We start from the raw sequence: 26699 nt of genomic DNA on the forward strand, positions 1-26699 counted from the left end.
GCTCCAACGACCACTCGACGGGCTCAGCCGGTCACGGGCACCCGGCGGGCGAGGATGGCCAGGGTTTCCCGGCGTACGTCGTCGGCCTCGTGGACCAGGCGGCGGTGGGCGAAGCGGACCACCAGGATGCCGACGGTCGCCAGCAGCGCGTCCCGGCGCAGGTCGATCTCCCGCTGGCGCGGGTCGCCGTGCGTGGCGGCGCCGTCGAGTTCGATGTCGACCCGTTCCCGCTCGGCGAACAGGTCGAGGTACATCGTGCGCCGCCCGACGCGCACCCGTGTCTGATGGCGGAACGTCGGCATCCCCGGGCCGGTGAAGACGTGCTCGTGTCCCCAGATCTCCAGCGGGCTGCGGCAGCCTTCGGCGAGCCGCGCGAGCAGCGTGCGAAGCGCTGCCCGGTCCTCCAGTCTCGGCAGGGTCCCCAGCGCCGCCGCCAGCCGCTCGGGCGTGGTCAGCCGATCGTTGACCGCCCGGATCACCGGTGCCCGCCGCTCGCTGCGCGGCAGCATCGGCCACGAGTCGACCAAGGCCTGTTCGAGGCGGGTCACGGTCAGATCCCGCCGGACCACCACGTGCGGCGGCTCGAGGGTGAGATCCCGGCGCCGGTGCACGGCCACCCCGGGGCGGCTGCGGATGCCGGCGCCGGCCGGCGCGCTCAGGTGCAGCAGGTCGCCGGTCGCCTGCCGGCGCAGCCCCCATACCGCGAGCGCGCTGAGGTGACTGAGCGCGCCACGCCCCGCGGCCCAGGCGCACGCCGCACGGTGGCCCAGGGCTGGGTCGAGTCGGCTGACAGCCGGGGTGCCCCGGGGTTCTCCCGGTCGATCGTCGAGCAGGCGTGCCGCCGCGAACACCTCGGGCAGCACCCGCACCAGATCGCCGCTGTCGCACGCCCGCTGCAGCGTCCACTCCGGCACCACCTGCTCGGCCGTCGCCCGGGTCACCAGCCCGCCGCCCCGCTCCACCAACTCCCGAAGCACCGAGTTCACGCCGCCGACCCTGTCGCCCGACCCGCCATCCCGCAACGGCGCCGGCCCTCACCTGTGGACAGCCGTCCCGCTGTGGACGTGTCCCGTCACTGGCTCGCCGTCTGCTATGGAAACCTCGATCGTTGGCGGCTGGGCTGGCTTGTCGTCGGCGTGTCGAGTCGCTCGCCCGTCAACGACCATGAGTGGCCGAAGAGGAGGCGGAAGTCGGTCACGGCCAGCGTCAGCCAGGGGCGTCGATCGGCGAGGTAGCCCAGCGGGCCGCCGGGGTCGGGTCGCCAGCGAACCGCGCCGCCGTGCAGCACGGCGTCACCGCGCACCGGCGTGGTGAGCACCCGATCTTTGCGCGCCTGCGTCACGGAGAACGCGAACGGCCACCGCCCCGGAAGCCGCCACCGCGTCGAGATCTCGGCCGAGGCCAGCGGCGCGCCGTCGGCGGCGGTCGCCGCGACCGAGGTCGGCAGCGACTCCGGGAACTCGAAGGCTGCGCGCTCCTTCGGTATCCCCCACAACTCACGGCCGCCGGCCCGCGACGCGTCGCTATCCACCCAGATGTCGAGGATGCTCACCCGCGGCCGCACCCCGACGCGCACCAGCACCGCGGAGAGCAGCTCGTGGTAGTGCAGCACACCGCCGGGCTCGTACCGCACCCATGCCGTGCCCACCACGGCGCGGCCGCCGATCAGGATCGGCCGCGCGCGCTCGACCAATCGGGGTGGGAGCGCGGGCAGCCGCGCCGCCGGCACGAGCCACACCGACAGGTACATCCGGCCCCGCAGGTGCCACGGCTCCGGCGGGTAGCTGACCGTCATTGCCCGACAGTACGGCGTGACACCGACCGCCCGCGCCACGGCGCAGGCGATCAGCCCGTCAGCCGGGTCGGCCGCCCGGCTTTCCCGCTGCGCGGGCGTGCCGACCGCGACCGCGAGCATGCTCCGCGGAGCCGTACGCGCCGTCGCGCGCCCTGACCGGCAGGGCGCGCGACGGCGGCCCGGATGGTGAGCGGCTATTCCAGCGGGGGCAGGTTCTGCGGCGGCAGCGCCGGCCCGAGATCCGGAGCGGTCTCCGTCGACACGACCCGCCGCGGCGGCCACTTCACGCCCCGCGGCGGCCACTTCTGACCGGTCCGCTCGAGGAACCATTTCGGCGGCTCGTAGAGCGGGAGTTCGTAGTTGTCCGGCAGCAGGCTCTTCCACTTGATCTTCGAGGTGCGCCGGTGGAACTCCTCCTTCATCTCCGCCACGACCGTCGGTTGGGTCAGCAGGTCGACGGTGGTGGCGGCGAGGTACTTGGCGGCGATCACCGTCGCCACGTGCCCGGAGTGAGCGGCCGCGGTGGCGGTGTGATGCCACGAGTGGTTCTTCGTGCCGGCGGGCTGATGCGCCGTGCCCATCGAGATGGTCGGCACCTGCCAGCTGATGTCGGCGACATCGGTCGAGCCGCCGCCCATGAACACCGCCGCCGGCGGCGTCAGCGGGCTGATCTTTTCGGAGAACCCGGTCTCCTCGGCCCCGTTGGAGCGCTGCAGCTCCCGGCCGAAGCCGTGGTCGGCCGCGCTGAACGTCGGCGCGCCGATCTGGGTCATGTTGGCGTGCATCAGCTCCGCGCCGCGCTTGTTGCCCAGGGTGTTCCACACGCCGGCCATCATGCGGTGCTGCATCCGCGTGCCGGTGGCCATCGCGGCCGCCTCGGCGCACCGGACGATCCGGTCCATCAGGATCTTGGCGCGGGTGGGGCTGCCCTCGCGGGCGAAGTACCAGATGCTCGACAGCGTGGGGAAGACGTTCGGCGCCTGACCGGTCTGCCGGATGGCGTAGTGCACCCGCGCCGTGTGGGCCTGGTGGCTCTCCCTCAGGTACTCGGTCAGCATCGACATCGCCGAGACGGCGTCCTGGGTCGCCCGCGTCGCCAGCGGCGCGCCGCCGTGCCCGTCGGTGCCGAGGAAGTGGAAGGAGTAGCTGTACATGGCGTTGCTGGACCCCCAGCTGGTGCTGTTGCCGCTGCTGGGATGCCAGTCGACGAAGGCGTCGAGCCCGCGGTAGACCCCGGCCTTGACGGCCACCGACTTGCCGACCAGTTGCTCCTCCGCGGTCGAGCCGAAGAACTTGATGGTCCCGTCGAGGTTGCGGGCGCGCATCGCCGCTGCCGTGGCCGCCGCGGCTCCCGCCGCCGCGGCGCCGAGCGCGTTGTGTCCGCAGCCGTGGCCGAATCCGTACGTCGGCGCGTACGGATCGTGGTTGTAGACCAGCGGCGAGTGCCGGGGGTTCCCCTTTTCCTGCGACAGGCCCGGCAGCGCGTCGTACTCGCCGCTGAAGCCGATCACCGGTTTGCCGGTGCCGTTGCTGAACGTGGCGACGAAGGCGGTGGGCATTCCGCCGGCGCCCCATTCGATTGTGAATCCGTTGGCCTTCAGATACTGCGCCTCGGCCCACGACGAGTTCCACTCCGCCAACGACGGCTCGGCGAACTCCCAGATGCGGTCGTTCAGTCCGACGATGCCCTCGGAGTTCCGGTCGATCCAGGCGATGGCGGCGTCCTTGGCCTGGGAATCGACGGCGAGGTTCGCGGGTGGCTCGTAGTTGACCGGGTCGGCGGGCTGCGTCGCGGGGTCGAGCGCGAGGTCGGACGCGGCGGCCATCGCCGGATCGGCGGTGAGGACGGGGGCGACGGCCAGCGAGGCGCCGGCCGCGCCGAGCAGCGCGAGCATGTCGCGCCGGCTCACTCCGGACGAGTCGAGATGGTCGGTTTCACACACGGACGACTCTCCTTGGCTAGGGGGTGGCCGGCCGGAGAAAGGGCGGACGGACGGCCGGGGATGCCATGAAGAGAAAGCGATGTGACGGAAGTGCCGCGTCATTCGGCGCGGCAGCGGGAAAAGCCCGCTCCGTGCGGGCAGAGGCGTATGCGATCGGCCATTCCGTGGACTGTTCCGCGGCGTCTCCCCAGCGCCGGGTTCGTTTCCGGTAATCAAGAACGGCTATGGAGAATGCTCCACACGTCGCAATGCCGTGTCAATGCTTGCCGTGAAGTTAACGCGAAAGAAGGTCGCCGTGACCGCTACCCGGCGGGCTGTGCGTCGGCGCCCCGCTGCCGGGCCCGTTTGATCTCGTACAGGCGCTGGTCGGCGCGGATCATCAGCGCCTCCAACGTCGCGCCGTCGACGGGGGCCGTCGCCGTGCCCGCGCTCGTGCCGATCCGACCCCGCAGCGCGGCCACCACCCGCTCGGCCGCCGCGGCCGACGCGACCCGGTCCGCGCCGGGCAGCACGATCAGGAACTCGTCGCCGCCGAGGCGCGCGACGATGTCGCCGGGGCGTAGCACCCGGCGCATCGCGCTCACCGACCAGCGCAGCAACTCGTCACCGGCGGCGTGGCCGGACCGGTCGTTCACCTGCTTGAAGCCGTCGAAGTCGAGGCAGACCACCGACAGCGGGAACGCGACGGAGTCGGCCAGCTCGGCCACGCCGCGTCGGTTGAGCGCCCCGGTGAGCGGATCGATCCGCGCCATCGCGCGCAGTTCGGCGCGCTGCCGCAGCACGAGTCGCGCCTGCGCGACACAGGTCGTCACGACCACCAGCCCGCCGCTGACGAACAGGAAGACGAAGCCCGGTCGGGGCGGGTCACCGAGCGCCGCCACCGTCAGGTACGCGCCCATCATCAGCCCCTGCAGGTAGATCTGGTGACGAGGGGGCGCGGTGACCGCGACCGACACCATCGGGGGCAGGAATCCCATGACGGTCGGCGCGTCGGCGCCACCGTCGAGGTACGCGCCGACCGCGATCAGCAACACCGATGTCACGGTCAGCGCGACCATCACGACCCGGCGGGCGCGGGTGGTGGCGGCCAGGCGGCGGGCGAGGAAGACGAGGTACGCCCCGAGGGCGGTGCCGATGAGGTACAGCACGAGCATCGTGGGGCGGTTCGGCGCGGACCAGGTGCCGACGCAGTAGACGCACGCGATCGCGAAGCTGACGACCGTCAGGACCCCGACGAGCAGCAGTCGGTTGCCGCGCACGGGACGCGCGTCGCTCGCAGCACTCACATGATCGCCGATCGGCACCGGGGCGGGACAGCTGAGACGAACGGCGGCGCCCACCACCGCCGCCGATGTCGATCCACAACATCTCATCTCCGCGCGGTCGCGGTCGATGTGCTCCGGCAGGAGGTACCACGACCGATGATGACCTTGCTGGAGAAGCTGCCGACGAAGCTGCGTACCGTGCTGGCACAGCTCTGTGCGATCGGCGCCGTCGTGGCGCTGGCGGTGCTGGCCCGCTCGGCCGCGGCCGACGCCGCGGCGCAACTGCCGGCCGGATCCACCCGGGACCGCCTCGAGTTCCTCGCGTCGGCCGCGCTCTGGATCCCCGTGACGCTCGTCCCGCTCGGGCTGCTCTTCCAGGCCTCGGTCTGGCTGACGATCGTGCGCGGGCTGCGGCTCTGCGAGGCCGTGATCACGAGGGCGGCGGCGGGCGACCTGAGCGGACGGATGCCGGTGGTCGGCAAGGACGAGCTCGGCAGGATGGCGGTCTCGTTCAACGTCATGATCAGCCAGGTGGCCGAGACGGTGACCGGCATCCGGACCGCCGCCGACGAGGTGCTGGCGTCCTCGGCGGGGCTCGAGTCGACCAGCAGCACGCTGGCCCGGGCGGCGGATGCCACGGCTCAGCAGATGGACACCGTCACGGTCTCGACCCGCGAGGTCACCGGGGACATCGACGACGTCACCGCGCGCACCGACGAGATGCGGTCCGCGATCAACGAGATCGGCGCGAACACCACGGCGGCGTCCCGGGCGGCCACCGGCGCGGTCGACGGCGCCACCCGGGCCACCGACGACATGGCCCGGCTGCGGGAGTCCAGCCTGCAGATCGGCGAGGTCATCCGCACCATCACCGCGATTGCCGAACAGACCAACCTGTTGGCCCTCAACGCCACGATCGAGGCCGCCCGCGCCGGCGAGGCCGGCAAGGGCTTCGCCATCGTCGCCGGTGAGGTCAAGGAGCTTGCGCAGGCGACCGCGCGGGCCACCGAGGAGATCACCCGACGCATCGAGGGCATCCAGCAGGACACCGACCGCGCCGTCGGAATGGTGGCCGGCTTCGCCGAGACCATCGGCGCGATCGCCGACTACCAGAACACCATCTCCGCCGCCGTCGAGCAGCAGTCCGCGACGACCGGGGCAATCGCTTCCGGCGCCGGGGTCGTCAGCCGCAACACCGCCGCCATCGTGGACGCCATCGGCGCCGCGCGCGGCGCGGCCGACGACGCCCGCGCCGCGGCCGCCGACACCCGGGCCGCCGCCGGTGATCTGAGCGCCACCGCGGCCCGGCTCACCGAGCTCACGGCGGCGTTCCGGGCCTGAGCCGACGCCGGAACACGTCGGCGACCGACGCGCGCCGTCCTCGCGCACGAGGGCGGCGCGCAGTCTTGCCGGGAAAGATTGAACAGTGGTTCACTTCTTGGCGTGGCGTACCGGAGCACCGACCGCGTGAAGGCACGGCTCAGCGCCGCGCGAGAGCGGATCCTCGACGCCGCCCTGGAGATCATGGCCGAGCACGGGTACGCCGGCTGCTCGATCGCCGCCGTCGCCCACCGCGCCGGCCTCGCCACCGGAAGCGTCTACAGTCACTTCCCCGCCAAGGCCCGGCTCTTCACCGAGGTGTTCCGGGTGGCGTGCCAGCGGGAGGTCGACGCGGTGTCGCGGGCCGCGGCGCGGGAGGCCAGCGCCGGGGCCCGGATCGCGGCCGTCATCGAGACGTTCGCCGGCCGGGCCCTGCAGTCGCCGCGACTGGCGTACGCGCTGCTCGCTGAGCCGGTCGACGCGGGCGTGGACGCCGAGCGGCTGCGCTTCCGGCGCGCGTACGCCGAGCTGATCGCCGGCTACGTCGCCGCCGGCGTGGCCGGCGGCGAGCTGCCACCGCAGGATCCCGACCTGAGCGCCACCGCCCTGGTCGGAGCGCTCGGCGAGGCCATGGTCGGCCCGCTGGCCGCCGGGGTCGCCGGGCCCGGCACGATCCCCGGCCTGACCGCATTCGCCCACCGCGCCCTTGGAGTGTCGACGTGACCACGCACGAGGTGTTCAACCAGGTCCCACCGCTGGTCGGCTACGACGCCGCCGACGACGGGGCGCTGCTCGACGGCGTGACCCGGGAGGGCGCCGGCTGGGCGGTCGCCGAGCTGCACGAGCTCGGCCGGCTCGGCGGCGGCGAGGCGGCCATCGAGTGGGGGCGACTGGCCAACGAGCACCCGCCGGTGCTGCGCAGCCACGACCGGTACGGCCACCGCGTCGACGAGGTCGAGTTCCACCCGGCGTGGCACGAGCTGATGCGCACCGCGGTCACGTACGGCCTGCACGCCGCGCCGTGGGCCGACGACCGGGTCGGCGCGCACGTCGCCCGCGCCGCGAAGTTCTACACCTGGCGCCCCGACGCCGGCCACGGCTGCCCGATCTCGATGACCTACGCGTGCGTGCCGGCGCTGCGGCACAACCCGGAGCTGGCCGCGCGCTACGAGCCGCTGCTGACCGCCACGACGTACGACTTCGGGCTGCGGGCGCCGCTGTCCAAGCGGGGCCTGCTGGCCGGGATGTCGATGACCGAGAAGCAGGGCGGTTCGGACGTGCGCGCCAACACCACCACCGCGCACCCCGAGCCCGACGGCAGCTACCGGCTCGTCGGGCACAAGTGGTTCACCTCCGCGCCCATGTGCGACGCGTTCCTCACCCTCGCGCAGGCGCCGGGCGGGCTGACCTGCTTCCTGGTGCCGCGGGTGCTCCCCGACGGCACGCGCAACCCGATGCGGCTGATGCGCCTGAAGGACAAGCTGGGCAACAGGTCCAACGCCTCGGCCGAGGTCGAGTACGAGAACGCGGTCGCCTGGCCGGTCGGCGACGAGGGCCGCGGCGTGCGCACGATCATCGACATGGTCAACCTGACCCGGCTGGACTGCGTCATCGGCGCGGCGGCCGGGATGCGGCAGGCGGTGATCACCGCCGCGCACCACGTCACCCACCGGCAGGCCTTCGGCCGGTACCTCGTCGACCAGCCGCTGATGCGCAACGTGGTCGCCGATCTGGCCGTGGAGTCCGAGGCGGCGACCGTGCTGATGCTGCGCCTGGCCGGCGCGACCGACCGGTCGGCGCGCGGGGACGCCGGCGAGTCGGCGTTCAAGCGGCTCGCGTTGGCGATCAGCAAGTACTGGGTGTGCAAGCGGTGGCCGGGCCACGCGGCCGAGGCGCTGGAATGCCTCGGGGGCAACGGCTATGTCGAGGAGTCCGGCATGCCACGGTTGTTCCGCGAGTCGCCGCTGAACTCGATTTGGGAGGGCTCCGGCAACGTCGCCGCGTTGGACGTGCTGCGCGCGCTCGGCAGACAGCCGCAGGTCATGGACGCGTTCGAGGCCGAGGTGGGCGCGGCGGCCGGCGCGGACCCGCGGCTGGACGCCGCGGTGCGGCAGCTGCGGGCGGAGCTGAGCGACCGCGGCGACGTCGAGGTACGGGCCCGTCGCCTCGTGGAGCGGCTGGCCCTGGTGTTGCAGGGTGCGCTGCTGGTCCGGCACGGCCACCCCGCGGTCGCGGACGCCTTCTGCGCCTCCCGGCTCGGCGGCGACCACGGCCAGGCGTACGGGACGCTGCCGGCTGGCGTCGACTTCAGCGCGATCATCGCCCGCGCCACCCCGAAGCTCGGCTGACCCGGCACGCGCGGGTACGCCCACCGTGGACGGTGGGCGTACCCGCGTGACGCGTCAGCCGGAGATGAGTCCCAGCATCTGCTGGATCTGGCCGGCGCGGGACCGCTCGATCCGGGTGGCCAGCTCCTTCGCCTGCGGGCTCGCGCCGTCGGTGGCCTCGGCCCTGGCCATCTCGATGGCGTTGTGCTGGTGCCCGACGAACAGGTTGAGGAACTGCTGCTCGAACTGCCGGCCGGTGGCCGTCTTCAGCGCCGCCAGCTCGGTCTCGCCGGTGGCCGGCAGGCCGCCGTGCGCGGCGTGCGCGCTCGGCGCGCGGTCGACGTCGGTGGGCTCGCCCCACTCCTGCAGCCAGCTCTTCATCGTGCCGATCTCGTCGGTCTGGGTGGTCACGACGGCGGCGGCCAGCAACTTCACCTCCTGCCGGCTTCCGCGCTGCTCGGCGAGCTGTGCCATCTCCACCCCCTGCCCATGGTGGTTGATCATCATCTGCAGGAACATGACGTCAGCGTCGTTGTACGCGGCCGCCGGGGCCGTCGCCGCCGGATCGCCGTCGGCGGAGGCGGCCGGGCCGGCGCCGCAGCCGGCGAGCAGCAGCAGCGCCGCGGCGGCGAGGGTGACACGTCGGGGGAACGTCATCGGTACGGGATCTCCTGTTCACACGCGGCGGGACGGGCGGAGCCGATGGTGGGGTGGTGGACCCGCGGTTGCCGGGCCGCGGGTCCACCGTCGGGGGAAGGTCTACAGCGCCAGCCAGAGCGCCGGGGTGACGGTCGGCTCCCAGCTCTCCAGCGACATGTGCGCCTGCCGGCAGCGGTAGCTCCTGCCCTCGTAGGCGACGACGTCGTCGACCCGGTAGTTCTGCCGCGGCGCCCAGGCGGTGCCGCCGGGACGGGCCGGCGCGGCGGTCGTCGGCGCGGGGGCGGGGGCCGCGGGCGGCGGCGTGCTCGGGCGGCTCGTCGGTGCCGGCGCCGGCTGCTGCGGGGCCGGCGCGGCGCCCCCGCCGATCTGCAGGTCGACGCAGCTGTAGAACGCCATCGGCGTGTCGCCGATGTTCCACACCGCCAACAGCTTCTGCCGGCCGGAGAAGCCGCTCAGGTCCACGCGGTGCGTCACGGTCGCCTGCGGAATGGTGTTTCCGTCGTCGAACTGCGCGACCATCCGGTCGCCGATGAAGTACTGCCAGGTGGTGGTGCGGTGGCGTGCGGTGAGGACCCAGCTGAACGTGACGCTGGTGCCGACCGACGTCGCGGGCCAGGCGCGGCTGTCGTCGTTGAGGACCGAGAACGGCGCGAGCCCGGCATTGCAGCTCTTCAGTCCTTTCGGCCCTTCCACGCTCTGCGGCTCGAACTGGATCGGGCCGCAGTTGGCGACCTTCCCCTGCGCGCACAGCGCCTGCCGGCTCGGCGGGAACGACACGTAGCCGTGCGCCTGGGCGGGGGTGGGCGCGACCGCCAGCGTGGACAGCATGGCGCCCACGGCCGCCAGCGGGTACGCGATACTCCGTCGCATGGTCCAACTCCTCCAAAAATGCAGCGTCGGTCCCGGCTGCACGAACGCGGGGTTACATTGCGACAACCGATTCCGACCGCGTTATTCATTCGCCGATCGGCGTCGCTTTTCCGTGCGAAAAACGTATCAACGCAGCCGGCGTCGAGAAACATAGAGCACCAGAAATGACCCGGAAATTATCCTTAGGAGCGCATTAAGCCGCCGCGTTTCTCTACGCAGCGCGCATTCCCGGTCGCGCTTCGCGTAGCCGTCGGGCGCGGTCAGCCGGGCGGCCGGCGCGATCCGACGTACGACATGCCCACCCGCGCGCCCCCGAGCCGGGAACTGTGTCCGATCCGGAGGCTCCCGCCGGCCTCGGTGGCGACCCGGCGCACGATGTCCAGCCCCAGCCCCGTCGAGTCCGCGCCGCTGACACCGCGACGCACCGCCCCGGAGCGGTCGGCGATGCCCGGTCCGCCGTCCTCCACGACCAGCTCGCGCTCGCCGACGCCGATCCGGAACGGCGTGCCGGCCGGGGTGTGCCGGAAAACGTTGCCGAGCATCGCGTCGACGGCCGAGATCACGTCGGAGCGGGGCACGGGAATCCAGACCGGTTCCGCGCCACCGATGACCTCCCAGGCCCGGCCCTGGTGTTCGGCGGGCACCGCCCAGAACGCCAGTCGGTCGGCGAGCACGTCAACCAGATCGGTCACGGCGCCGGTGCGCGCGTCGAGCGGGTCGCGCGCGCTGACGATGATCGCGTCGACCTCGCGTTCCAGGGCGTCGATCGACTCCCGGACCCGGTCGGCGACCTCGCCGTGCGGCAGGGAGTCCGCGTCGAGGCGCAGCGCGGTCAGCGGCGTCCGCAGCCGATGGGACAGGTCGGCGGCGCGTTCGCGTTCGGCGTCGACGAGCGACACGATGCGGTCGGCCATCACGTTGAAGGCGGTGCCCGCCGCCACCAGCTCGGTCGGGCCCGCCGGCCGCACCCGGACGCTGAGGTCGTGGGCGCCGAGCCGGCGCGCGGCCCGCGACAGCTCGCGCGCGGCGGTGACGACCCGGGCGCCGAGTCGGTCGGCGAGCGCGATCGAGGCCAGCACGAGCACGGCGGCGAGCCCGGCGATGGACAGCCGGGCGGTGGTGACGCCACGCCGCAACTCCGCCGCCGGCACCCAGACCTCGATCACCGCGGTCCGCTCCGGCCCCAGCGCGGTCGGCTGAAGGTAGACCACCCCGTCGGCGGCCGGCGCGACGAGGGGCTGCCCGCCGGTCCGGACCAACCGGACGTCGTCGGCCGCGCCCCGGGTCGCCCCGATCGGCGCCTCGCCGGGCAGGTGCAGGGCGAGCCGCTGCCCGGCGCGGGTGCTGGCGATCGCCCGGGCGAGCACCGGGCGTTCCTGGGTGACCGCCAGCGCGGCGACGATGCCGGTCGCCTGCTGGCGGGCGTCGGACAGCGCCCGGTCATGGGCGATCCGGCCGGCCAGCAGCGCCAGCGGGATTCCGAAGGCGAGGGCGAGCATCGACGTCACGGCCAGGGTGCTGCGGGCCAGCGCGGACCTCACGCCGCGTCTCCGACCAGCATCACGCCGACACCGCGTACGGTGCGCAGCAGTCGCGGCTCGGCGGCGGACTCACCCAGCTTGCGGCGCAGCAGGGACAGGTGCGCGTCGAGCGTGGGATCGGCGTTGACGTACGGCTGCCGCCAGACCGCCACGAACAGCTCCCCGCGCGGCACGACCCGCCCGGCGCGCTCGGCCAGGTAGTGCAGCAGGTCGAACTCCTTGCGCGCCAGCCGCAGCGGCTGCCCGGCCAGCGTCGCCGTCCGGCTGACGGCCTCGACCCGCAGCGGACCGACCTGCAGCACGCCGGACGGCGCCGGGGGCGGGGCGCCCCGGCGCAGCACCGCCGCGATCCGCGCCTGCACCTGCGCGGTGGAGAACGGCTTCGTCACGTAGTCGTCGGCGCCGGCGTTCAGCAGCCGGACCATGTCGGCCTCGCCGCGCCGCGCCGTGGCGACGATGATCGGGACCGCGCTGACCGCGCGAATCATGACAAGCGCGTCCGCACCGTCCATGTCGGGCAGTCCGAGATCCAGGATCACCACCGACGGTTGTCCGGTGGTGATCACCCGCAGCGCGTCGAGCGCGGTCTCCACCGTCTGCACGACGTGCCCCGCGTCGGTCAGGGCGCGGGCGAGGGCGCGCCGGATCGCCGGATCGTCTTCGACCACCAGCACCACAGGCATGGTCGAAACCGTACCGACGTTGGCAAGATGGCCGTCGTGAGCGGATGGCGGGGTCTCGGCGGCGTGACCGTCTGGGCGGCGGCCACCGCCGCCAGCGCGGGGTTGGTGTGGTTCGGGCTCACCCCGGTGCTGGACACCGCCGTGCCCGACCGGGTGCAGACGGTCTCCGAGGCCGAGCTGCACGACGCGCTCGACGCGGGGGGCGCGGCCGGGTCCACCCCGACGCCCGCGCCGCCGACGCCGACGGCGACGGCGAGGCCGGCCCCGTCGCGGGAACCGGGTCCGACGCCGGCGTCCACGACACCCGGCGGCCGCGCCCCGCACCGCGTCGACGCCGCGCCACCGTCCACGGTCGACGGATGGACGATCGTCGAGGAGGCCGACGGCAGCACGTCGTACCTGCGCCGCTTCGAGGTGGAGGGCGGACAGACCACGATTCGGATGGTCCCGGGCCGGGTGGAGCTGGTCGCGGCGACCCCGCGGCCGGGCTTCTCGGTCGCGACGACCCAGAACGAACCGCAACGGCTGCTGGTGCGGTTCCTCGCCCCGAACCGGGCGTTCCTGATCGACGCGATCTGGTGGGACGGGCGGCCGTTCGCCGAGGTGTCGCAGATCGGCGGGTGACCACCGTTCTGCCGCAGCTGCGACCTCCGGGCCCGACCGTCCGCCGACGGCGCGTCCGGTGGCTTTTCGCCACCGCTCGACCGACTCGCGCACGGCGTCCGGTCCGCAACCGCGTCACACTCGGGTGCCGGCGCGCGGCCACGGTGATACACACGCTGCATGTCGGTCTTTTCGCGCGCGTCGAGTCGTACGCGTCGGCGCCACGCCGGCGCCGATCCGGCGGACGGGCGGCCGGGCCGCCCGTCGGCGGCGCGCCGGGTGCTCGCCCTCGCGGTCATCGTGGCCACCGCGGCCGTCTCGGGCTGCGCGGCGCCGACGACGACGTGGTCCGCGCCCGCGGCACGCCCGAGCGCGCCACCGGCGGCGCCGGACCCCACCCCGGCCACCACACCGGCCCCGCCGGAGCCGGACGAGATCGCGCCCGCGGGGTTCGTCGCGCTCTCCGATGTGGATCCCACGATCGTGCAGGACATCCGTTACCAGACGGACCACAACTTCGTCGGCCGCCCCATCGCCGGATACCGCGAGCCGCTCTGCCTGCTCACCCGCGCCGCCGCCGAGCGGCTGCACCGGGTGCAGCTCGCGGCCCGCTCCCACGGCTACACCCTGAAGGTCTACGACTGTTACCGCCCGCAGCGCGCGGTCGACGACTTCGTGCGCTGGGGACAGCGCCCCGACGACCAACGGATGAAGGCCGAGTTCTACCCGAACCTGGACAAGCCCGCGCTGTTCGCGCAGGGGTTCATCGCGGGGCCGACCGCGCACAGCCGCGGCAGCACCGTCGACCTGACGCTGGTCGCGACGCCGCCGCGCGTCCAGCGGCCGTACGCGCCGGACGAGGCGCTGGCATCCTGCGTCGCGCCGGGACCGGAACGCTTCCCCGACAACACCGTCGAGATGGGCACCGGTTTCGACTGCTTCGACCCGCTCGCGCACACCATGAACCCCCGGGTCACGGGTGCGGCGCGGCAGCACCGGCTGCTGCTGACGCAGCTGATGGCCGGGGCCGGATTCCGCAACTACGCCGAGGAGTGGTGGCACTACTCGCTCATGACCGAGCCGTACCCGGACACGTACTTCGACTTCCCGGTCGCCCGCGCCGCCCTCGCCCACCCCTGACGCCGGGCGGCAGCGTACGCAGACCGAGTCGGGATCATGACCTCAGTGCCGGAACAGCCGGGCCGGCACGCTGTCGGCCAGCAGTTTGTAACCGGCGGGGTTGAGATGCAGGTGGTCGCCGGTGTCGGCGGCGGGCAGCAGCTGGCGGGGGTTGGCCGGGTCCCGCGCCACCCGGTCGAAGTCGATCACCGCGTCGAAGCGGCCGCTCGTCCGGATCCAGTGGTTGACCACCTGCCGGGCCGCCTCCCGGGTGCCCGCCGGATCGTCGTAGCCGGTGTTGCCGCCGAACGGGGTCAGCGTCGCGCCGTACACCCGGATGCCGTGCGCGTGCGCCCGCGTGACGATCTGGTCGTACGCGGTGATCAGATCGTCGGCCACCGCCTTCTGCGCGGCCTCGGTGGCCGCGGCGGTGCCGATGTCGTTGATCCCTTCGAACACCAGCAGCCACGTCACCCCGGTCTGCGCCAGCACGTCCCGATCGAGCCGGGCCAGGGCGTTGGGACCGAGTCCGTCGTTGAGCACCCGGTTACCGCCGGCGGCCTGGTTGAGCACCGCGACGTCGGCGGTCGGGCGGGCGGCGTGCAGCCGGTCGAGGAGCTGATCGGGCCAGCGGTCGTTTCCATTGGTCGTCGACCCGCGTCCGTCGGTCAGCGAATCGCCGAGCATCACCGCGGCCGCGGCGGCGGGCCGGGCGGTGACCTCCAGTCCGCTGAGGAAGTACCAGTGGTCGGTCGGTGTCGCGCCCGGCAGGGTGGCGTCGTCGAGGTGGTTGCCGGCCACCAGGTGCGAGGTGGTCCGGGAGCCAGGATGTGACGTGATGTTGGTGGAGGGCTGTCCTTCGGCCAGGTAGAGCGTGACCGTGAGGTTGGAGCGCGGCGTCACCGGCAGGTCGATCGGGTCGGAGACGAACTGCGCGCCGACCGGGATCACCGTCCAGGAGCGGCCGCTGAACGTCACGGGCCGGGCGGAGCCGGGCTGGATGGCGCTGACGCCGGCCGCGCCGTCGGCGGGCAGCGCCACCGAGGCCGCGGTGACCGGCAGCGGCGCGCCGCCGAACGCGTTGGAGAGCCGGATCCTGATCCGCTGCCCACCGACCGAGACCCGGATCGTCTGCCGCAGCGTGGCGTCGGCCAGCACCAGGCCGTCCCGGGTGAACGGCGCGGGCGGCATGTTGTGCGGCTCGGTCAGCTGCGGCATCGACGTCCAGCTCGTCACCCACCGCCCGGCGCCCGCGGCGGCCTCGGCGACCGGCGACGGCCGCGAACCGTGCGCCAGGCGCGCCACGGCGGTCGAGCCGGCGACGACAGCGGCCGTCACCGCCGCCACGCTGATCACCCGCAGCAGCGGGGCGCTCCTCCTCATGCCTGCACACCTCCGCACATCCATAGTCATCTGTCGATGCACTGTAGCGACTGCCGCGCGGGGCGTAAAGCAAGAAGATCGCGACGCGGGGCGGGTCCGTCGGAACGGACCCGCCCCGCGCGTCGGGAGTCGGGATCAGCCGCCGAGTTGCGCGACGACGAGCCGCGTAGCCTCGGCGATGAGCGCGTTGTCGTAGCCGGCGTCCTTCTGGTCCCGGCTGGACAGCACCGCGAGCACGATCGGGGCCCGGTCCGGCGGCCAGATCACCGCGATGTCGTTGCGGGTGCCGTACCCGCCGGCGCCGGTCTTGTCCCCGACGACCCAGCCGTCCGGCACGCCGGCCCGGATCAGCTCGTCGCCGGTGGTGTTGCCCCGCAGCCATGCGTTGAGGATGTCCCGGTCGTCGCGGTCGAGACCGCGACCGACGGCGTACGCCCGCAGGTCGGCGGCGAGCGCGCGGGGCGTGCTGGTGTCCCGCTTGTCGCCGGGGACGGCCTCGTTGAGCGCGGTCTCGTAGCGGTCGGCCTCGGTCGTCCGGTCACCGATGGCGCGCAGCGCCTTCTCGAACCGGTGCGGCCCGCCGAGGTAACGGAGCAGCAGGTTGGCGGCGGTGTTGTCGCTGTACCGGACCGCCGCGTCGGCGAGGGCGCGCAGCGTCATCCCCTCCCCCACGTGCTGCTCGGTGATCGGCGAGTGGGTGACGAGGTCGGCCTCGGTGTAGCGGATGACCCGGTCGAGGCCGGCGGGCGACGTCACGTCGAGGATGACGGCGGCGAGCAGCGCCTTGAACGTCGACGCGTACGCGAACCGCTCGTCGGCGCGGTGCTGCACGGTGCGACCGGAGCCGGTGTCGATCGCGTACACGCCCAGCCGGGCGTCGAACCCGGCCTCGAGCTGCGCGAAGGTGCGCTGGGCGGACGCGGCGGGCATGGCCGACGCGGTGGCCGGCGTGGTCGTGGCGGCGGCGGTGCCGCCACCGGCGGCGGGAGCGAGCGCGACGGCCGCGGCCAGCGCGGCGACGGCGCGTCGGATCCGGGAGATGAGCATGGTTCCCCTCGTGATTGGTGGACGGGTCGCGCCTCGCGTCGGTCGCCGCGGGGCGTTCGGTGACGACCCTGCCAGGCATTGACCGATGCCGTCCAAGACGGCGACCCCGGTTCTGACCGCGCGTCACAGCAGCCGCCGGCGCAGCAGCGCCCGCAGGGCGACGTAGCCGGCCAACGCCGGCAGCCAGAAGGTCGCCAGCCGGTACATCAGCACCCCGGCGACCGCCGTTTCCGGGGCGAGGCCGTACAGCAGCAGGCCGGCGACGAGGGCGGCCTCGGTGGCGCCGAGCCCACCCGGCGTGGGCGCGGCGGTGGCGACGCCCTCGCCGACGACGCAGACCAGGATCACCGGCGGCAGCGACCGCAGCTCGACCGGCTGGCCGACCGCGAGGAGCGCGAACCAGAGGCTGACGCCGTACGCGAGGGTCAGCCCCACGGAGGAGACGACCAGCCGGGGCAGCCGGCGCTGGTGCCCCAGGGCGCGCACCGCCTCCCTGACCCGGCCGACCGCCGCGCGTCCCCGGCTGCGCAGCCGGGGCACGGCGAACACGACCGCGGTGGCGAGTAGCACCGCCAGCACGGCGAGCAGCACGGGCAGTCCCTTGGCGCTGGCGGCCTGCGTCAGGGTACGGCTGGGCTGGCGGGCGAACGGCAACAGGACCGGCAGCAACATGACGACGGAGAGGCCGCCGGCCATCCGCGACACCGCGACCGCGGTGGCGGCCTCGGCGGCGCCGAGGCCCTTCTGGTGGAGGTACCGCAGGCTCAGGGCGACGCCACCGACACTGCCCGGCGCGAGGTTGGCGAAGGACGCCGCGACCTGCGCGACGGTCGCCTCGGCGAGCGGGATCCGGTCGGCGGTGGCGACCCGCAGCACGAGGGCGCTGAGCAGATAGGTGGCGGCCGAGCCGAGCAGGGTGGCGGCGAGTCCCAGCGGATGGGTGTGCCACAACAGGCGAAGGGCGGAGCGGAACTCCCCCACCTGTGGGAGCAGGACGTACACGAGCAGCCCGAGGGCGAGCAGCAGCCCGACGCCGCGCGGGCCGATCCGCACGACCCGGGCCGGCCGGCCGTCGCGGGCGGACGTCACGCGTGGGCGCGGCTCACGACCGTGTCCCACTCTCCGCGCCCACCCCGTTCGCCTTCTTCTGCTGCCACGGCCAACGGCCCTCCAGTTCCACCTCGAGGGAGAAGCTCAGGAACGTGCGGACCGCCACGATGGCGGCCAGCACCCCGACGCTCTGGAAGGTCGGCGAGATCGCCACGGTCCGGATGATGTCGCCGGCGACGAGGAGTTCGAGGCCCAGCAGGATGGCGCGGCCGACCCCCTGGCGGTACTGGCGGTAGGCCTGGATGGACGAGCGCGTCCGCCAGGACCGGTAGCCGAAGGCGACGGTGGCGATCAGGGTGCCGGCGGCGATGACGGCCACTCCGGCGAGGTCCAGCAGGGAGCCCGCCGCGTCGATCACGCCCTTCGCCTCCACCGCGCACCCCCTCCGTACCGTACGCAGGTCCTTCCGGCGGCACGCCCGCTTTCGCCGCAGCGCGGGGTCCGGGGGCCGGTCGCGCGGCGCGCGTCCGACCGACCACGCAGGGACTACACCCGGAGTGGCAAGCTCGCTACGGCACGTACGGAGGGCCTACCCTGGCGCCGAATTCATCTAGGTTGACGACGCGGTGCTCGGCACCGATCACGCGGGATGCACGAGACGGAAGCCATGACAGTGGACGCGGGGGAAGCCGAAGCCGGGGCGCGGCGCGGCCCGACGGCGCCGGAACACACCCCGCACGACGGGCCGGCGGCCCCGGCGCCCGGCCGGCGCGCCGTGCGGCCCCGCCGCCGGTGGGTACGGGCCGCCGGTGTCGTCGCGCTGCTCGCGCTCTTCGGGGTGGAACTGGCGCTCGGCTGGTCGTCGCTGGCCTCGGCGCTGTCGCACCTGCGCGCGCCGCATCCCGGCTGGCTCGCCGCCGCGGTCGTCGCGGAGCTGGTCTCGATGAACGCGTACGCGCGGATGCAGCGCCGCCTGTTGCGCTCCGCGGGCGTGCGGGTGTCGATCCGCCGGCACATCGCGGTGGCCTACGCCGCCCACTCGCTCAGCGTCACGCTGCCCGGTGGCCCCGCCTTCTCGACCCGCTTCAACTACCAGCAGATGCGCCGCTTCGGCGCCACCCCCGCGGTCGCCTCGTGGTGCATCGCGTTGAGCGGGATCCTCTCCGCCGCCGCCCTGGCCGTCGTCACCGCCGTCGGCGCCCTCGCCGCGAACGGCACCCCGCAATGGCACACCCTCGTCGGCCTGGCCGTCGCCGCGCTGCTGATCACCCTCGGCGTACGCCAGGTCACCCACCGCCCGCACCGGCTGGAACCGGTCACCCGCGGTGTACTCCGCGTCGTCAACCGGGTGCGGCGGCGTCCCGCGCGGCACGGCCTCGATCGGGTCCGCCGCTTCGTCCACCAGCTGCGCGCCGCCCGGCTGCGGCCCACCGACGCCGCCGCGGCCGGAATCTTCGCCACCCTCAACTGGCTGCTCGACGCGGTCTGCCTGTGGATGTGCTTCCTGGCGATCGGCGGCGGCACCATCGGCGCGAGCCAGCTGCTGCTGGCGTTCTGCGCCGGGATGGCGGCGGCCAGCATCACGATCATCCCCGGCGGCCTCGGCGTCATCGACAGCGCGCTGATCCTGGGGCTCGTCGCCGGCGGCGTGGACACCGGAACCGCCATCGCCACCGTTGTCCTCTACCGGATCATCAGCTTCGGCTTCATCATCGGCGCCGGCTGGATCTCCTGGCTGATCATCCGGCGGCGCAGCCGCGTCCCGAGCCTCTCTGCGCGGAACACCTAGTCCGCGGTAAGGGCGTCCCGCAGCGCCGCGCAGGTCAGCGCGGTCTGCTCCTCGACGCCGGCGGCCAGCGCGGTGGCGGTGGGGCCGTCGCTGGCCAGCGCGGCCTCCTCCAGCGCCCCGCAGGTGGCGGCGAGCTGCCGCCCCGCCAGCGTGCCGCTGCTGCCCCGCAACCGGTGCGCCAACCGGGCCAGCTCCTGCAGATCGGCGCGCGCGGCCGCCGCGCTGATCGCGGCCGCGACCTCCGGGGCGTTGCGCAGGTACGAGTTCAACACGCGGTCGACGAAGCCCGGCCCCATCTCGCGCAGCTCCTCCAGGGCCACCGGGTCGAGCAGGCCGTCCGGTCCGGCGTCCGGCGCCGGCTGCCCGCCGGTCTTCTCGGCCAGCCGTTCCTCGAGGTGCGTGCGCAGCACCGCGTCGAGCTCGCGTTTGCGCAGCGGCTTGGCGAGGAAGTCGTCCATCCCGGCGTCGACGCAGCGTTGCTGATCGGCGGCGAGCGCGGACGCGGTCAACGCGATCACCGGCACGGCGCTGACCGGGCCGGGCATCCGCCGGATCCGCGCGGTCGCCTGGAACCCGTCGACGCGCGGCATCTGGCAGTCCATCAGTACCGCGTCGTACCGCCGGGCAGCGAGCATGTCGAGCGCCTGCTCGCCGTCGGCGGCGACATCGGCGGCGTACCCGAGGCTCGCCAGCATCGCGACGACGACCTGCTGGTTGACCTCGTTGTCCTCGGCCACCAGGATCCGGGCGGCCGACTCGCCGCCGCGCGCCGGCCCGGGGTTCCGGTCCGGTGACTCCGCGCCGACCGCCGCTCGGCCGAGCAGTTGCACCAGGGCGGCGCGCAGTTGCGTGGCGCGGACGGGCTTGGTCAGGTACGCCTCGATCCCGCATTCGCGGGCCGCCTGCTCCTCCCCGGGCTGGTTCGTTGACGTCAGCATGGCCAGCCGGGTGGAGCGCAGGGCCGGGTCGGCCTGGATGGCGCGCGCCACCTCCAGGCCGTCGGGGCCGGGCATGAGCATGTCCAGCAGCGCGACCCTGAACGGATCGCCGGCGTCGACGGCGCCACGCAGGGCCGTCAGCCCGGCCTCACCGTCCGGGACGTCCGCCGGACGCATGCCCCACATCGTCACGAGGTCCCGCACCACGGTCCGGTTGGTGGGGTTGTCGTCGACGATCAGCACCCGTACGCCGGCCAGGTTCGCCGGCACCGGTGGTTCGGTCGGCGCCGCGGCGGCGCCTGGCAACGGCAGCGTGAAGTGGAACCGGCTGCCGGAGCCGGGGACACTGGACAGTCCGATGCTGCCGCCCATGAGCTGCACGAGTTGACGGCTGATGGTCAGCCCGAGCCCGGTGCCGCCGTAGCGGCGGGTGGTGGACGCGTCGACCTGGGTGAACGCCTCGAACAGGTGGGCCTGGCGGTCGACCGGGATGCCGATGCCGCTGTCAACCACCGCGAACGTCACCTCGCGGACCTGCTCCTCGCCCACCGGCTCGCCGACCCGGACCTCGACGATCACCTCGCCGCGTTCGGTGAACTTCACGGCGTTGGCGACGAGGTTGGTGAGCACCTGACGGATCCGGTGCGCGTCGCCGCGCAGCATCGGCGGGAGCGCGGGGTGCACCACCGCGGTGATCTCGAGGCCCTTGGCCTGGGCCGTGGCGGCGAGCAGGCTCACCACGTCCTCGGCCACGGCCCGCACGTCGAAGTCGACCGGGTCGATCCCGAGCTTCCCCGCTTCCATCTTGGAGAAGTCGAGGATGTCGTTGATGACGTTGAGCAGCGCGTCGGCGGAGTTCTGCACGGTGCTGACGTAGTCGCGCTGCCGGGCGTCGAGGTCGGTCTCCAGCAGCAGCGTGGTGAGGCCGATGACGCCGTTCATCGGGGTACGGATCTCATGGCTCATGTTCGCCACGAATTCGGACTTCATCCGCGACGCGGTCAGCGCCTCGTCGCGGGCGGCCGCCAACTCCGCCTCGTACCGCTTGCGCTCGGTCATGTCGCGGACGAACGCGTTGAACGCGACGTCGGCACCGTCGCCGGACGACCAGATGGTCACCTCGGCCGGGAAGACCGTGCCGTCCCGGCGGCAGACCTGCACCTCGACGGCCTGGTCCGGCAGCGTCGCCCGGCCACCGGCGAGCACCGCGCGGAAGCGCGCGAGCCGCTCCCGGGGATCGTCGCCGGGGACGATCAGGTCGGTCGCCGGCTGCCCCAGCGCCTCCGACGCGGGCCACCCGAAGGCCTTCTCGGCCTGGGTGTTCCATCGCGTGATGTTGCCGTCGATATCGACGGAAAGGAACGCGTCACCGGCCGCCTCCAGGATGGAGCTGACCTGCTTCTTGCGCTTCACCACGGCGTCCTCGGCGATCCGGCGGCGCCGCTCCGCGCGCACCGCGAGCACCAGCCCGGCCAACAGCACCTGGGCCAGCAGGGACGCCACGCCGAGCACCCGGCCGGTGAAGCTGTTGGTCCCGGCGAAGGCCGTTGCGGCGGGCACGTCGGCCACGACCGCCCAGCCGAGACCGGGAACCGGGCGGTAGGCGGAGAGGGTGTCGATCCCATCCTCCGCCTCGCGCACGATGCCGCTGCGGCCGGCCAGCGCCGCCGTCAGCCGCCGGTCGCCGACTCCCTTCGGCAGTCCCGGCCGTTCGCTGCCGCGGCCGGCCAGCAGCACCCCGTTGCGGTCGGTCAGCCGCAGGTCGATCTTCTGCACCTCACCCAGGCGTGCCGTGAATGCGGCGATGGCCTCCAGCCGGTAGCCGATGCCGACCACGCCGACGATCCGGCCGCCGCTGATGACCGGCGCCGTCACGGCCACCGCGCGCGGCTTGCCCGGGATCATCGCCTGGTACGCCTCCGACACGTAGGGCTCGCCGGAGGACATGACGCCCTTGTAGTAGTCGCGGAACGCGAAGTTGCGGCCGATGATGGTGGGCTGCGGCGGGTCGAACGCCAGCATGTCGCCCTCCGCGTTCATCACCCAGGCCCCGATGAACGACGGGTTGCGGGACTGCAGCGACGCGAGGTGGGCCTGGATCGTTCTCAGGTCGGCCCGCTCCCCGCCGGCCAACTGCGCCGCCATCGACGGCCTCTCGGCGTAGGAGGCCGCCAGCTCCTTCAGCGCGTTCAACTGGTCGGTGACGTGGGCGACGCTGACGTCGGCGCTGGTGGTCAGCCGGCGGCGTACCTCGGTGTCGACCGTGCTGCGCGCCTCGTTGATGCTCAGGTAGGTCAGTCCGGTCAACGGCAGCACCGCGAGGGCCACGAATCCGACGCACAGCCGCAGTATCGACCGCCGCAACAGCGCCCGGGTCGACGGGGGCAGGGGCGCCTCCCCGTCCGGCACGGACACCCGCAGCAGCACCAGCGCGGTCACCACGAGCGAGCCGACCGCGATCACCGCGAGATGCGCGGTCGACGACTGGAAGGCGCGGATCACCAGCAGCGTCGGCAGCGGCAGCACGCCGGCGACGAGCAACAGGTGCCGGACCGTTCGCGGCACCGACGCCCGGATCTGTGATCCGCCGTCGTGCAGCGCCGCGGCCGACATCACGGCGAACGAGACCAACCACCAGGCGAGGACCGGGCTGCCCGGTTGGAACGAGCCGTCCAGGATCTGGTCGTGCAGGACCGCGTTGCCCGCGAACTGCAGGACCGCCCAGATCAGGATCAGCAGCGAACGCGGCGAGCGGTGGACGCTGAACGCCAGCGCCACGGCGGCGGCCAGCAGCACCACGCCCATCACCGGGTACGCCAGCGTCACCAGTCGGTCCAGGAACCCCCGGTCGCCGTCGGCGGTGTGATCCGCGACGACCACCCACATGATGACGGCGGCCACCGTCGCGATGATCGACGCGTCCAGCAGCACCCGCCGGTCCGCGCCGGTCCGGCGCGCCAACAGGATCAGGCCGAGCGTGGTGACGGCGAACGACATGAGGAACAAGGCGTCGGCGATCGACGGCAGCAGGGGCAGGGTCCGGGACGCCGCGACCGGGTAGAGGTACCAGTACCCGGAGCCGGCGACGCTCAACACCTGCCCGGACGTCAGCAGGTGCCAGCCGAGGCGGCCGGCGGGCCGGACGCGGCGGGCGCCGATCAGGAGCGCGACCACGGTCACCGCGTTGAGCGCGACCGCCAGTACGGGCCGCCAGATGCCGTCGGGCAGCAGGAAGAACACCGCCGCGCCGACGAGCTGGCTCAGGGCACACGCGAGCCACGCGCCCGCCTTAGCGCCGCGCCGCCTCGTCGCGTCCCCGCGTGATCTCTCTGCCATGACAGCTCACCTATCGGTGGCGGCCGAGGAGACTCAAGAAAATCGGGCGATAGGGATATTTGACCAGATATGATGATCATGCAGTCAGCGAGCGGGGCCGCCGTCACCGCACCGGGTCGTACGTCCCCCGCGGCACGTCCGGCCGACCATCGGCCCAGTCGTCGCCGGATCCCGCCTCACGCACTATGGCTGCCCACCGCGGCGACTGCCAGAATCACCGGATGCGTCGGGCGATCGTCGGCCGGGACGAGGTGTTCGACCGGGCCTGGCACGCGTTGCGTGCACCAGGTCCGGTGGTGGTCAGCGGAGCGGCCGGGATCGGCAAGACGACGCTGCTGCGGGCGCTGGTCACCGAGGCCCGCAGCGCCGGGTGGACGGTGCTCGACTGCGCGCCGGCCGAGCCCGAGGCGGGGCTTCCGTTCGCCGCCCTCGCCGACCTGCTCCGGCCGCTCGCCGCCCACCTCGCCGCGCTCCCGCCGCCGCAGCGCCTCGCGGCCGAGCTGGTGCTGCTCGCCGGCGACGCCGACGAGGCGGTCGAGGAGCGGGTCGTGGCGGCGGCGACCCGGTCCCTGCTGGAGGCCGCGGTCGCGAGCGCGGCCGGTACGCCGGTGCTCGTCGCCGTGGACGACGCGCCGTGGCTGGATCGGCCGAGCGAACGGGCGCTGCGGTTCGCGCTGCGCCGCGTCGCGGGGATCGCACCGCTGGTGGCGTGCCGCACCGGTGCCACGGAGCCCGACGTCGTCCCGCTCGGGCTCGATCAGACGGCGGACGCATCCCGTCTGACCCGGCTGCCGCTGGCGCCGCTGGGCATCGGGGCGCTGCACCACATCCTGCGGGAACGGACCGCCGCCGCGGTGAGCCGGCCGCTGCTCACCCGCATCGCCCGCGAGGCCGGCGGTAATCCGCTGCTCGCCATCGAGGTGGCCCGGGCGGTGCAGCGTCTGCCCGACCCACCGGCGCCCGGGCAGGAGCTGCCGGTCGCGTCGTCCATGCACCAGCTCCTCGCCGAGGTGCTGGCCGGGCTCGCACCGCCGTGTCGCGACGCTGTCCGGCTGGCGGCGCTGCTGGCCACACCCCTGCTGCGGGATCTGTCCGCGGCCGGGGTGGCCGCCGACGCGTTCGACCCGGCGGAGGAGGCCGGGCTGCTGGTGGTGAGCCCGGTGGCCGTGCGGTTCAGCCACCCGGTGTACCCGGCGACCGTGCGGGCCACGATCCCGCCGGGCGTGCGCCGCGGATTGCACCGCAGGCTGGCCGCGGCGGTGGCGGACCCGGACGAGCGGGCGCGGCACATCGCGCTGGGCGCGACGCGACCGGATGCGGCGGTCGCCGCGACACTGGCGGAGGCGGCGCGGCGACAGCACCACCGCGGCGCCCCGGACGCCGCCGCGCAGCTCTACGAACTCGCCGCGCGGCTCACCCCCGCCGACGATCCGAGCGGGGGTCAGCGGCGGCTGGCGGCCGCCCGGTGTCGTTTCGACAGCGGGGACCATCCGGCGGCGCGGGCCGCCGCCGACGCCGTGGCCGCCGAGTTCACCGGTGACGTGCGGGCCGAGGCGCTGCTGCTGCGCGCGGTGGTCGCGTGGAGTTCCGACGAGTCCGGACCGGTCGCGGCGGAGACGGCCGCGCGCGCCCTGGTCGCCGTGACACCCGGCTCGCCGCTGGCCGGCCGGATCCACGCGCACCTCGCGCTTTTCCGCGACCTGCCGGAGCCGGCGTGCGCGCACGCCCGGGCCGCGGCCACGCTGCTCGACGGCCACGACGACGATCGCCCGCTGCTCTCCGCCACCCTGCTCCAGCTGTTCTTCAACGAGGTGCGGGCGGGCCGGCCCGCCCGCACGGAACTGCTGGACCGGGCGCTCGCGATGGAAGACGAACACCCGTCCTGGCTCGCCGGCACGGTCCCGGCGATCTGGTGGAAGGCGATGGACGATCCGGCGCGCGCGCTCGACCGGCTGCACCGGCTGCTGGACCGCGCGGCCGACCGTGGCGACGAGCCGTCGCAGCACGAACTGCTGCTGCACCTCGCCGAGACCGAGCTGTTCGCCGGGCGGTGGGCCGCCGCCGAGCGGCACATCGCCGCCGCGCGCGAGCTCGGCGAGCGGGCGGGAACCGAGATGATCAGCGAGACGTACCTCGGCGCGCTGCTCGACGCGCACCGCGGCCGGCTCGCCGAGGCGGGCGCGGTCGCCGAGGCCGGCCTGCGGCGGGCCGACGAACTCGACGACGACTGGTGCCGGCGGACGCACCAGCAGCTCGCCGGGTACGTCGCGCTCTGCGCCGGGCGCATGGACGAGGCCGCGGCCGCGTACGCGGCGCTGGCCGTCACGGTCGCGAGCATGGGCCTGACCGAGCCGCTGGCCCAGCGCTTCGAGCCGGACTGGATCGAGGCGTGCGTCGGCGCGGGGCAGCTCGACAGCGCCACCGTCGTGCTGGACCGGCTGATCCAGCGGCACCGCCGGCTCCCCCGCCCCTGGACGCGCCTCGGAATCGCCCGGAGTCGGACCCTGCTGGCCAGCGCGGGCGGCACCGATCCGTCGGGGGCGCTGGACGAGATGGCGGCCGCGCGGGCGGCCGTGCCGGCCGAGGTGCTGCCGCTGGACCGGGCGCGCTGCCTGCTGGTGGCCGGCGTGGTGCAGCGCCGGGCCCGCCGGAAGCGGCCCGCACGGGAGGCGCTGGAAGCCGCCGCGGCGGAGTTCGACGCGCTGGGGGCGGCGGCCTTCGCCGCCCGGGCCCGGGCGGAGCTGGCCCGGATCGGCGGCCGGGCGCCGGCGCCGCTGCAGCTCACCGAGACCGAGCGCCGGGTCGCCCGGCTGGCCGCCCTCGGCCGGACCAGCCGGGCCATCGCCGACGAGCTGTTCGTCAGCCCCAAGACCGTCGAGGCGAACCTGTCCCGCGTCTACCGCAAGCTGGGCATCGCCCGCCGCGCCGAGCTCGGCGCCGCGCTCGCCGACCGCGACGGTGTCAGCGAGTAGACACCGACCCGTCGCTCAATAGCGAGGGAAACCCCGGATTCGGCGGAAGCGCCGGCTC

At 73.9% G+C, this 26699-nt stretch carries 20 protein-coding genes; 7 read left to right on the forward strand and 13 right to left on the reverse strand.

What is annotated here, in order from left to right; genetic code table 11:
• Positions 1–23: 23 nt before the first annotated feature.
• The 4 genes from BLW47_RS20160 to BLW47_RS20175 form a co-directional block, all read right to left on the reverse strand.
• A complete protein-coding gene (locus tag BLW47_RS20160) occupies positions 24–986 on the reverse strand; it encodes a DUF559 domain-containing protein (RefSeq protein WP_091560285.1) in 963 nt (320 codons plus the stop codon).
• A 104-nt stretch (positions 987–1090) separates the two neighbouring features.
• A complete protein-coding gene (locus BLW47_RS20165; RefSeq protein ID WP_245736809.1) occupies positions 1091–1915 on the reverse strand; it encodes an acetoacetate decarboxylase family protein in 825 nt (274 codons plus the stop codon).
• Between the two features lie 74 nt (positions 1916–1989).
• A complete protein-coding gene (locus BLW47_RS20170) occupies positions 1990–3738 on the reverse strand; it encodes an amidohydrolase (protein ID WP_217634907.1) in 1749 nt (582 codons plus the stop codon).
• Positions 3739–4040: 302 nt separating this feature from the next.
• The gene (locus tag BLW47_RS20175; protein WP_175543728.1) at positions 4041–4997 is read right to left on the reverse strand and encodes a GGDEF domain-containing protein; all 957 of its coding nucleotides are present in this window, start codon (positions 4995–4997) and stop codon (positions 4041–4043) included.
• A gap of 162 nt (positions 4998–5159) precedes the next feature.
• On the opposite strand from BLW47_RS20175, the gene BLW47_RS20180 reads away from it, so the two are divergent.
• The 3 genes from BLW47_RS20180 to BLW47_RS20190 all read left to right on the forward strand — a co-directional run bounded on the left by BLW47_RS20180 (position 5160) and on the right by BLW47_RS20190 (position 8671).
• Positions 5160–6344 (forward strand): methyl-accepting chemotaxis protein, encoded by a 1185-nt coding sequence (locus BLW47_RS20180; RefSeq protein ID WP_175543729.1) that lies wholly within the window; start codon positions 5160–5162, stop codon positions 6342–6344.
• Between the two features lie 102 nt (positions 6345–6446).
• Entirely contained in the window at positions 6447–7046 is a 600-nt protein-coding gene (locus BLW47_RS20185; protein ID WP_091560296.1) for a TetR/AcrR family transcriptional regulator, read from the forward strand.
• Complete coding sequence (locus tag BLW47_RS20190) at positions 7043–8671, forward strand: isovaleryl-CoA dehydrogenase (RefSeq protein ID WP_091560299.1); 1629 nt, start codon at positions 7043–7045, stop codon at positions 8669–8671. Before BLW47_RS20185 ends, BLW47_RS20190 begins: the two co-directional genes overlap by 4 nt.
• Before the next feature lie 54 nt (positions 8672–8725).
• Here BLW47_RS20190 and BLW47_RS20195 read toward each other — a convergent pair whose 3' ends face one another.
• The 4 genes from BLW47_RS20195 to BLW47_RS20210 all read right to left on the reverse strand — a co-directional run bounded on the left by BLW47_RS20195 (position 8726) and on the right by BLW47_RS20210 (position 12404).
• On the reverse strand, positions 8726–9307 hold the full coding sequence (locus BLW47_RS20195) for a DUF305 domain-containing protein (protein WP_091560302.1): 582 nt from the start codon (positions 9305–9307) through the stop codon (positions 8726–8728).
• A gap of 102 nt (positions 9308–9409) precedes the next feature.
• A complete protein-coding gene (locus BLW47_RS20200) occupies positions 9410–10180 on the reverse strand; it encodes a lytic polysaccharide monooxygenase (protein WP_091560305.1) in 771 nt (256 codons plus the stop codon).
• Between the two features lie 260 nt (positions 10181–10440).
• Complete coding sequence (locus tag BLW47_RS20205) at positions 10441–11721, reverse strand: sensor histidine kinase (protein WP_091560308.1); 1281 nt, start codon at positions 11719–11721, stop codon at positions 10441–10443.
• Positions 11718–12404, reverse strand: coding sequence for a response regulator transcription factor (locus tag BLW47_RS20210; protein ID WP_091560311.1), 687 nt, complete (start codon positions 12402–12404; stop codon positions 11718–11720). Before BLW47_RS20210 ends, BLW47_RS20205 begins: the two co-directional genes overlap by 4 nt.
• Positions 12405–12440: 36 nt before the next feature.
• Between BLW47_RS20210 and BLW47_RS20215 the strand changes: the two genes are divergently transcribed.
• Both BLW47_RS20215 and BLW47_RS20220 read left to right on the forward strand, forming a co-directional pair.
• Positions 12441–13028 carry a DNA mismatch repair protein MutL gene (locus BLW47_RS20215; RefSeq protein WP_139307386.1) on the forward strand — a complete coding sequence of 196 codons (588 nt, stop codon included), beginning with the start codon at positions 12441–12443 and terminating at the stop codon, positions 13026–13028.
• 159 nt (positions 13029–13187) lie between these two features.
• On the forward strand, positions 13188–14147 hold the full coding sequence (locus BLW47_RS20220) for a M15 family metallopeptidase (RefSeq protein WP_091560319.1): 960 nt from the start codon (positions 13188–13190) through the stop codon (positions 14145–14147).
• Positions 14148–14189: 42 nt separating this feature from the next.
• On the opposite strand, the gene BLW47_RS20225 is transcribed toward BLW47_RS20220, so the two are convergent.
• From BLW47_RS20225 to BLW47_RS20240, 4 genes are all read right to left on the reverse strand, one after another.
• On the reverse strand, positions 14190–15509 hold the full coding sequence (locus tag BLW47_RS20225) for an SGNH/GDSL hydrolase family protein (RefSeq protein ID WP_091560322.1): 1320 nt from the start codon (positions 15507–15509) through the stop codon (positions 14190–14192).
• A gap of 135 nt (positions 15510–15644) precedes the next feature.
• Positions 15645–16556 carry a class A beta-lactamase gene (gene bla / locus BLW47_RS20230; protein WP_091560325.1) on the reverse strand — a complete coding sequence of 304 codons (912 nt, stop codon included), beginning with the start codon at positions 16554–16556 and terminating at the stop codon, positions 15645–15647.
• A 123-nt stretch (positions 16557–16679) separates the two neighbouring features.
• Positions 16680–17645: a lysylphosphatidylglycerol synthase transmembrane domain-containing protein gene (locus BLW47_RS20235; protein WP_245736811.1), complete on the reverse strand. Its 966-nt coding sequence runs from the start codon at positions 17643–17645 to the stop codon at positions 16680–16682.
• 13 nt (positions 17646–17658) lie between these two features.
• Positions 17659–18039 carry a DUF1622 domain-containing protein gene (locus BLW47_RS20240; protein ID WP_091560332.1) on the reverse strand — a complete coding sequence of 127 codons (381 nt, stop codon included), beginning with the start codon at positions 18037–18039 and terminating at the stop codon, positions 17659–17661.
• Between the two features lie 234 nt (positions 18040–18273).
• Here BLW47_RS20240 and BLW47_RS20245 point away from each other — a divergent pair, with 234 nt between their 5' ends.
• A complete protein-coding gene (locus BLW47_RS20245; RefSeq protein WP_091560439.1) occupies positions 18274–19395 on the forward strand; it encodes a lysylphosphatidylglycerol synthase transmembrane domain-containing protein in 1122 nt (373 codons plus the stop codon).
• Here BLW47_RS20245 and BLW47_RS20250 read toward each other — a convergent pair.
• Positions 19392–23669: a response regulator gene (locus BLW47_RS20250; RefSeq protein ID WP_091560335.1), complete on the reverse strand. Its 4278-nt coding sequence runs from the start codon at positions 23667–23669 to the stop codon at positions 19392–19394. The two genes, BLW47_RS20245 and BLW47_RS20250, sit on opposite strands and share 4 nt — an antisense overlap.
• A 221-nt stretch (positions 23670–23890) precedes the next feature.
• Between BLW47_RS20250 and BLW47_RS20255 the strand changes: the two genes are divergently transcribed.
• A complete protein-coding gene (locus BLW47_RS20255) occupies positions 23891–26641 on the forward strand; it encodes an AAA family ATPase (RefSeq protein ID WP_091560338.1) in 2751 nt (916 codons plus the stop codon).
• Positions 26642–26699: the final 58 nt, after the last annotated feature.

The sequence above is a fragment of the Micromonospora pattaloongensis genome (genome assembly GCF_900107255.1).
In the GTDB taxonomy this organism is placed as follows: Bacteria; Actinomycetota; Actinomycetes; order Mycobacteriales; family Micromonosporaceae; genus Micromonospora_I; species Micromonospora_I pattaloongensis.

Coding starts and splice junctions, on each gene's coding strand:
- BLW47_RS20165 (WP_245736809.1), bottom strand. CDS start 1,915: ATGCTCGCGGTCGCGGTCGGCACGCCCGCGCAGCGGGAAAGCCGGGCG.
- BLW47_RS20180 (WP_175543729.1), top strand. CDS start 5,160: ATGATGACCTTGCTGGAGAAGCTGCCGACGAAGCTGCGTACCGTGCTG.
- BLW47_RS20195 (WP_091560302.1), bottom strand. CDS start 9,307: ATGACGTTCCCCCGACGTGTCACCCTCGCCGCCGCGGCGCTGCTGCTG.
- BLW47_RS20200 (WP_091560305.1), bottom strand. CDS start 10,180: ATGCGACGGAGTATCGCGTACCCGCTGGCGGCCGTGGGCGCCATGCTG.
- BLW47_RS20210 (WP_091560311.1), bottom strand. CDS start 12,404: ATGCCTGTGGTGCTGGTGGTCGAAGACGATCCGGCGATCCGGCGCGCC.
- BLW47_RS20220 (WP_091560319.1), top strand. CDS start 13,188: ATGTCGGTCTTTTCGCGCGCGTCGAGTCGTACGCGTCGGCGCCACGCC.
- BLW47_RS20225 (WP_091560322.1), bottom strand. CDS start 15,509: ATGAGGAGGAGCGCCCCGCTGCTGCGGGTGATCAGCGTGGCGGCGGTG.
- bla (WP_091560325.1), bottom strand. CDS start 16,556: ATGCTCATCTCCCGGATCCGACGCGCCGTCGCCGCGCTGGCCGCGGCC.
- BLW47_RS20245 (WP_091560439.1), top strand. CDS start 18,274: ATGACAGTGGACGCGGGGGAAGCCGAAGCCGGGGCGCGGCGCGGCCCG.
- BLW47_RS20250 (WP_091560335.1), bottom strand. CDS start 23,669: ATGGCAGAGAGATCACGCGGGGACGCGACGAGGCGGCGCGGCGCTAAG.
- BLW47_RS20255 (WP_091560338.1), top strand. CDS start 23,891: ATGCGTCGGGCGATCGTCGGCCGGGACGAGGTGTTCGACCGGGCCTGG.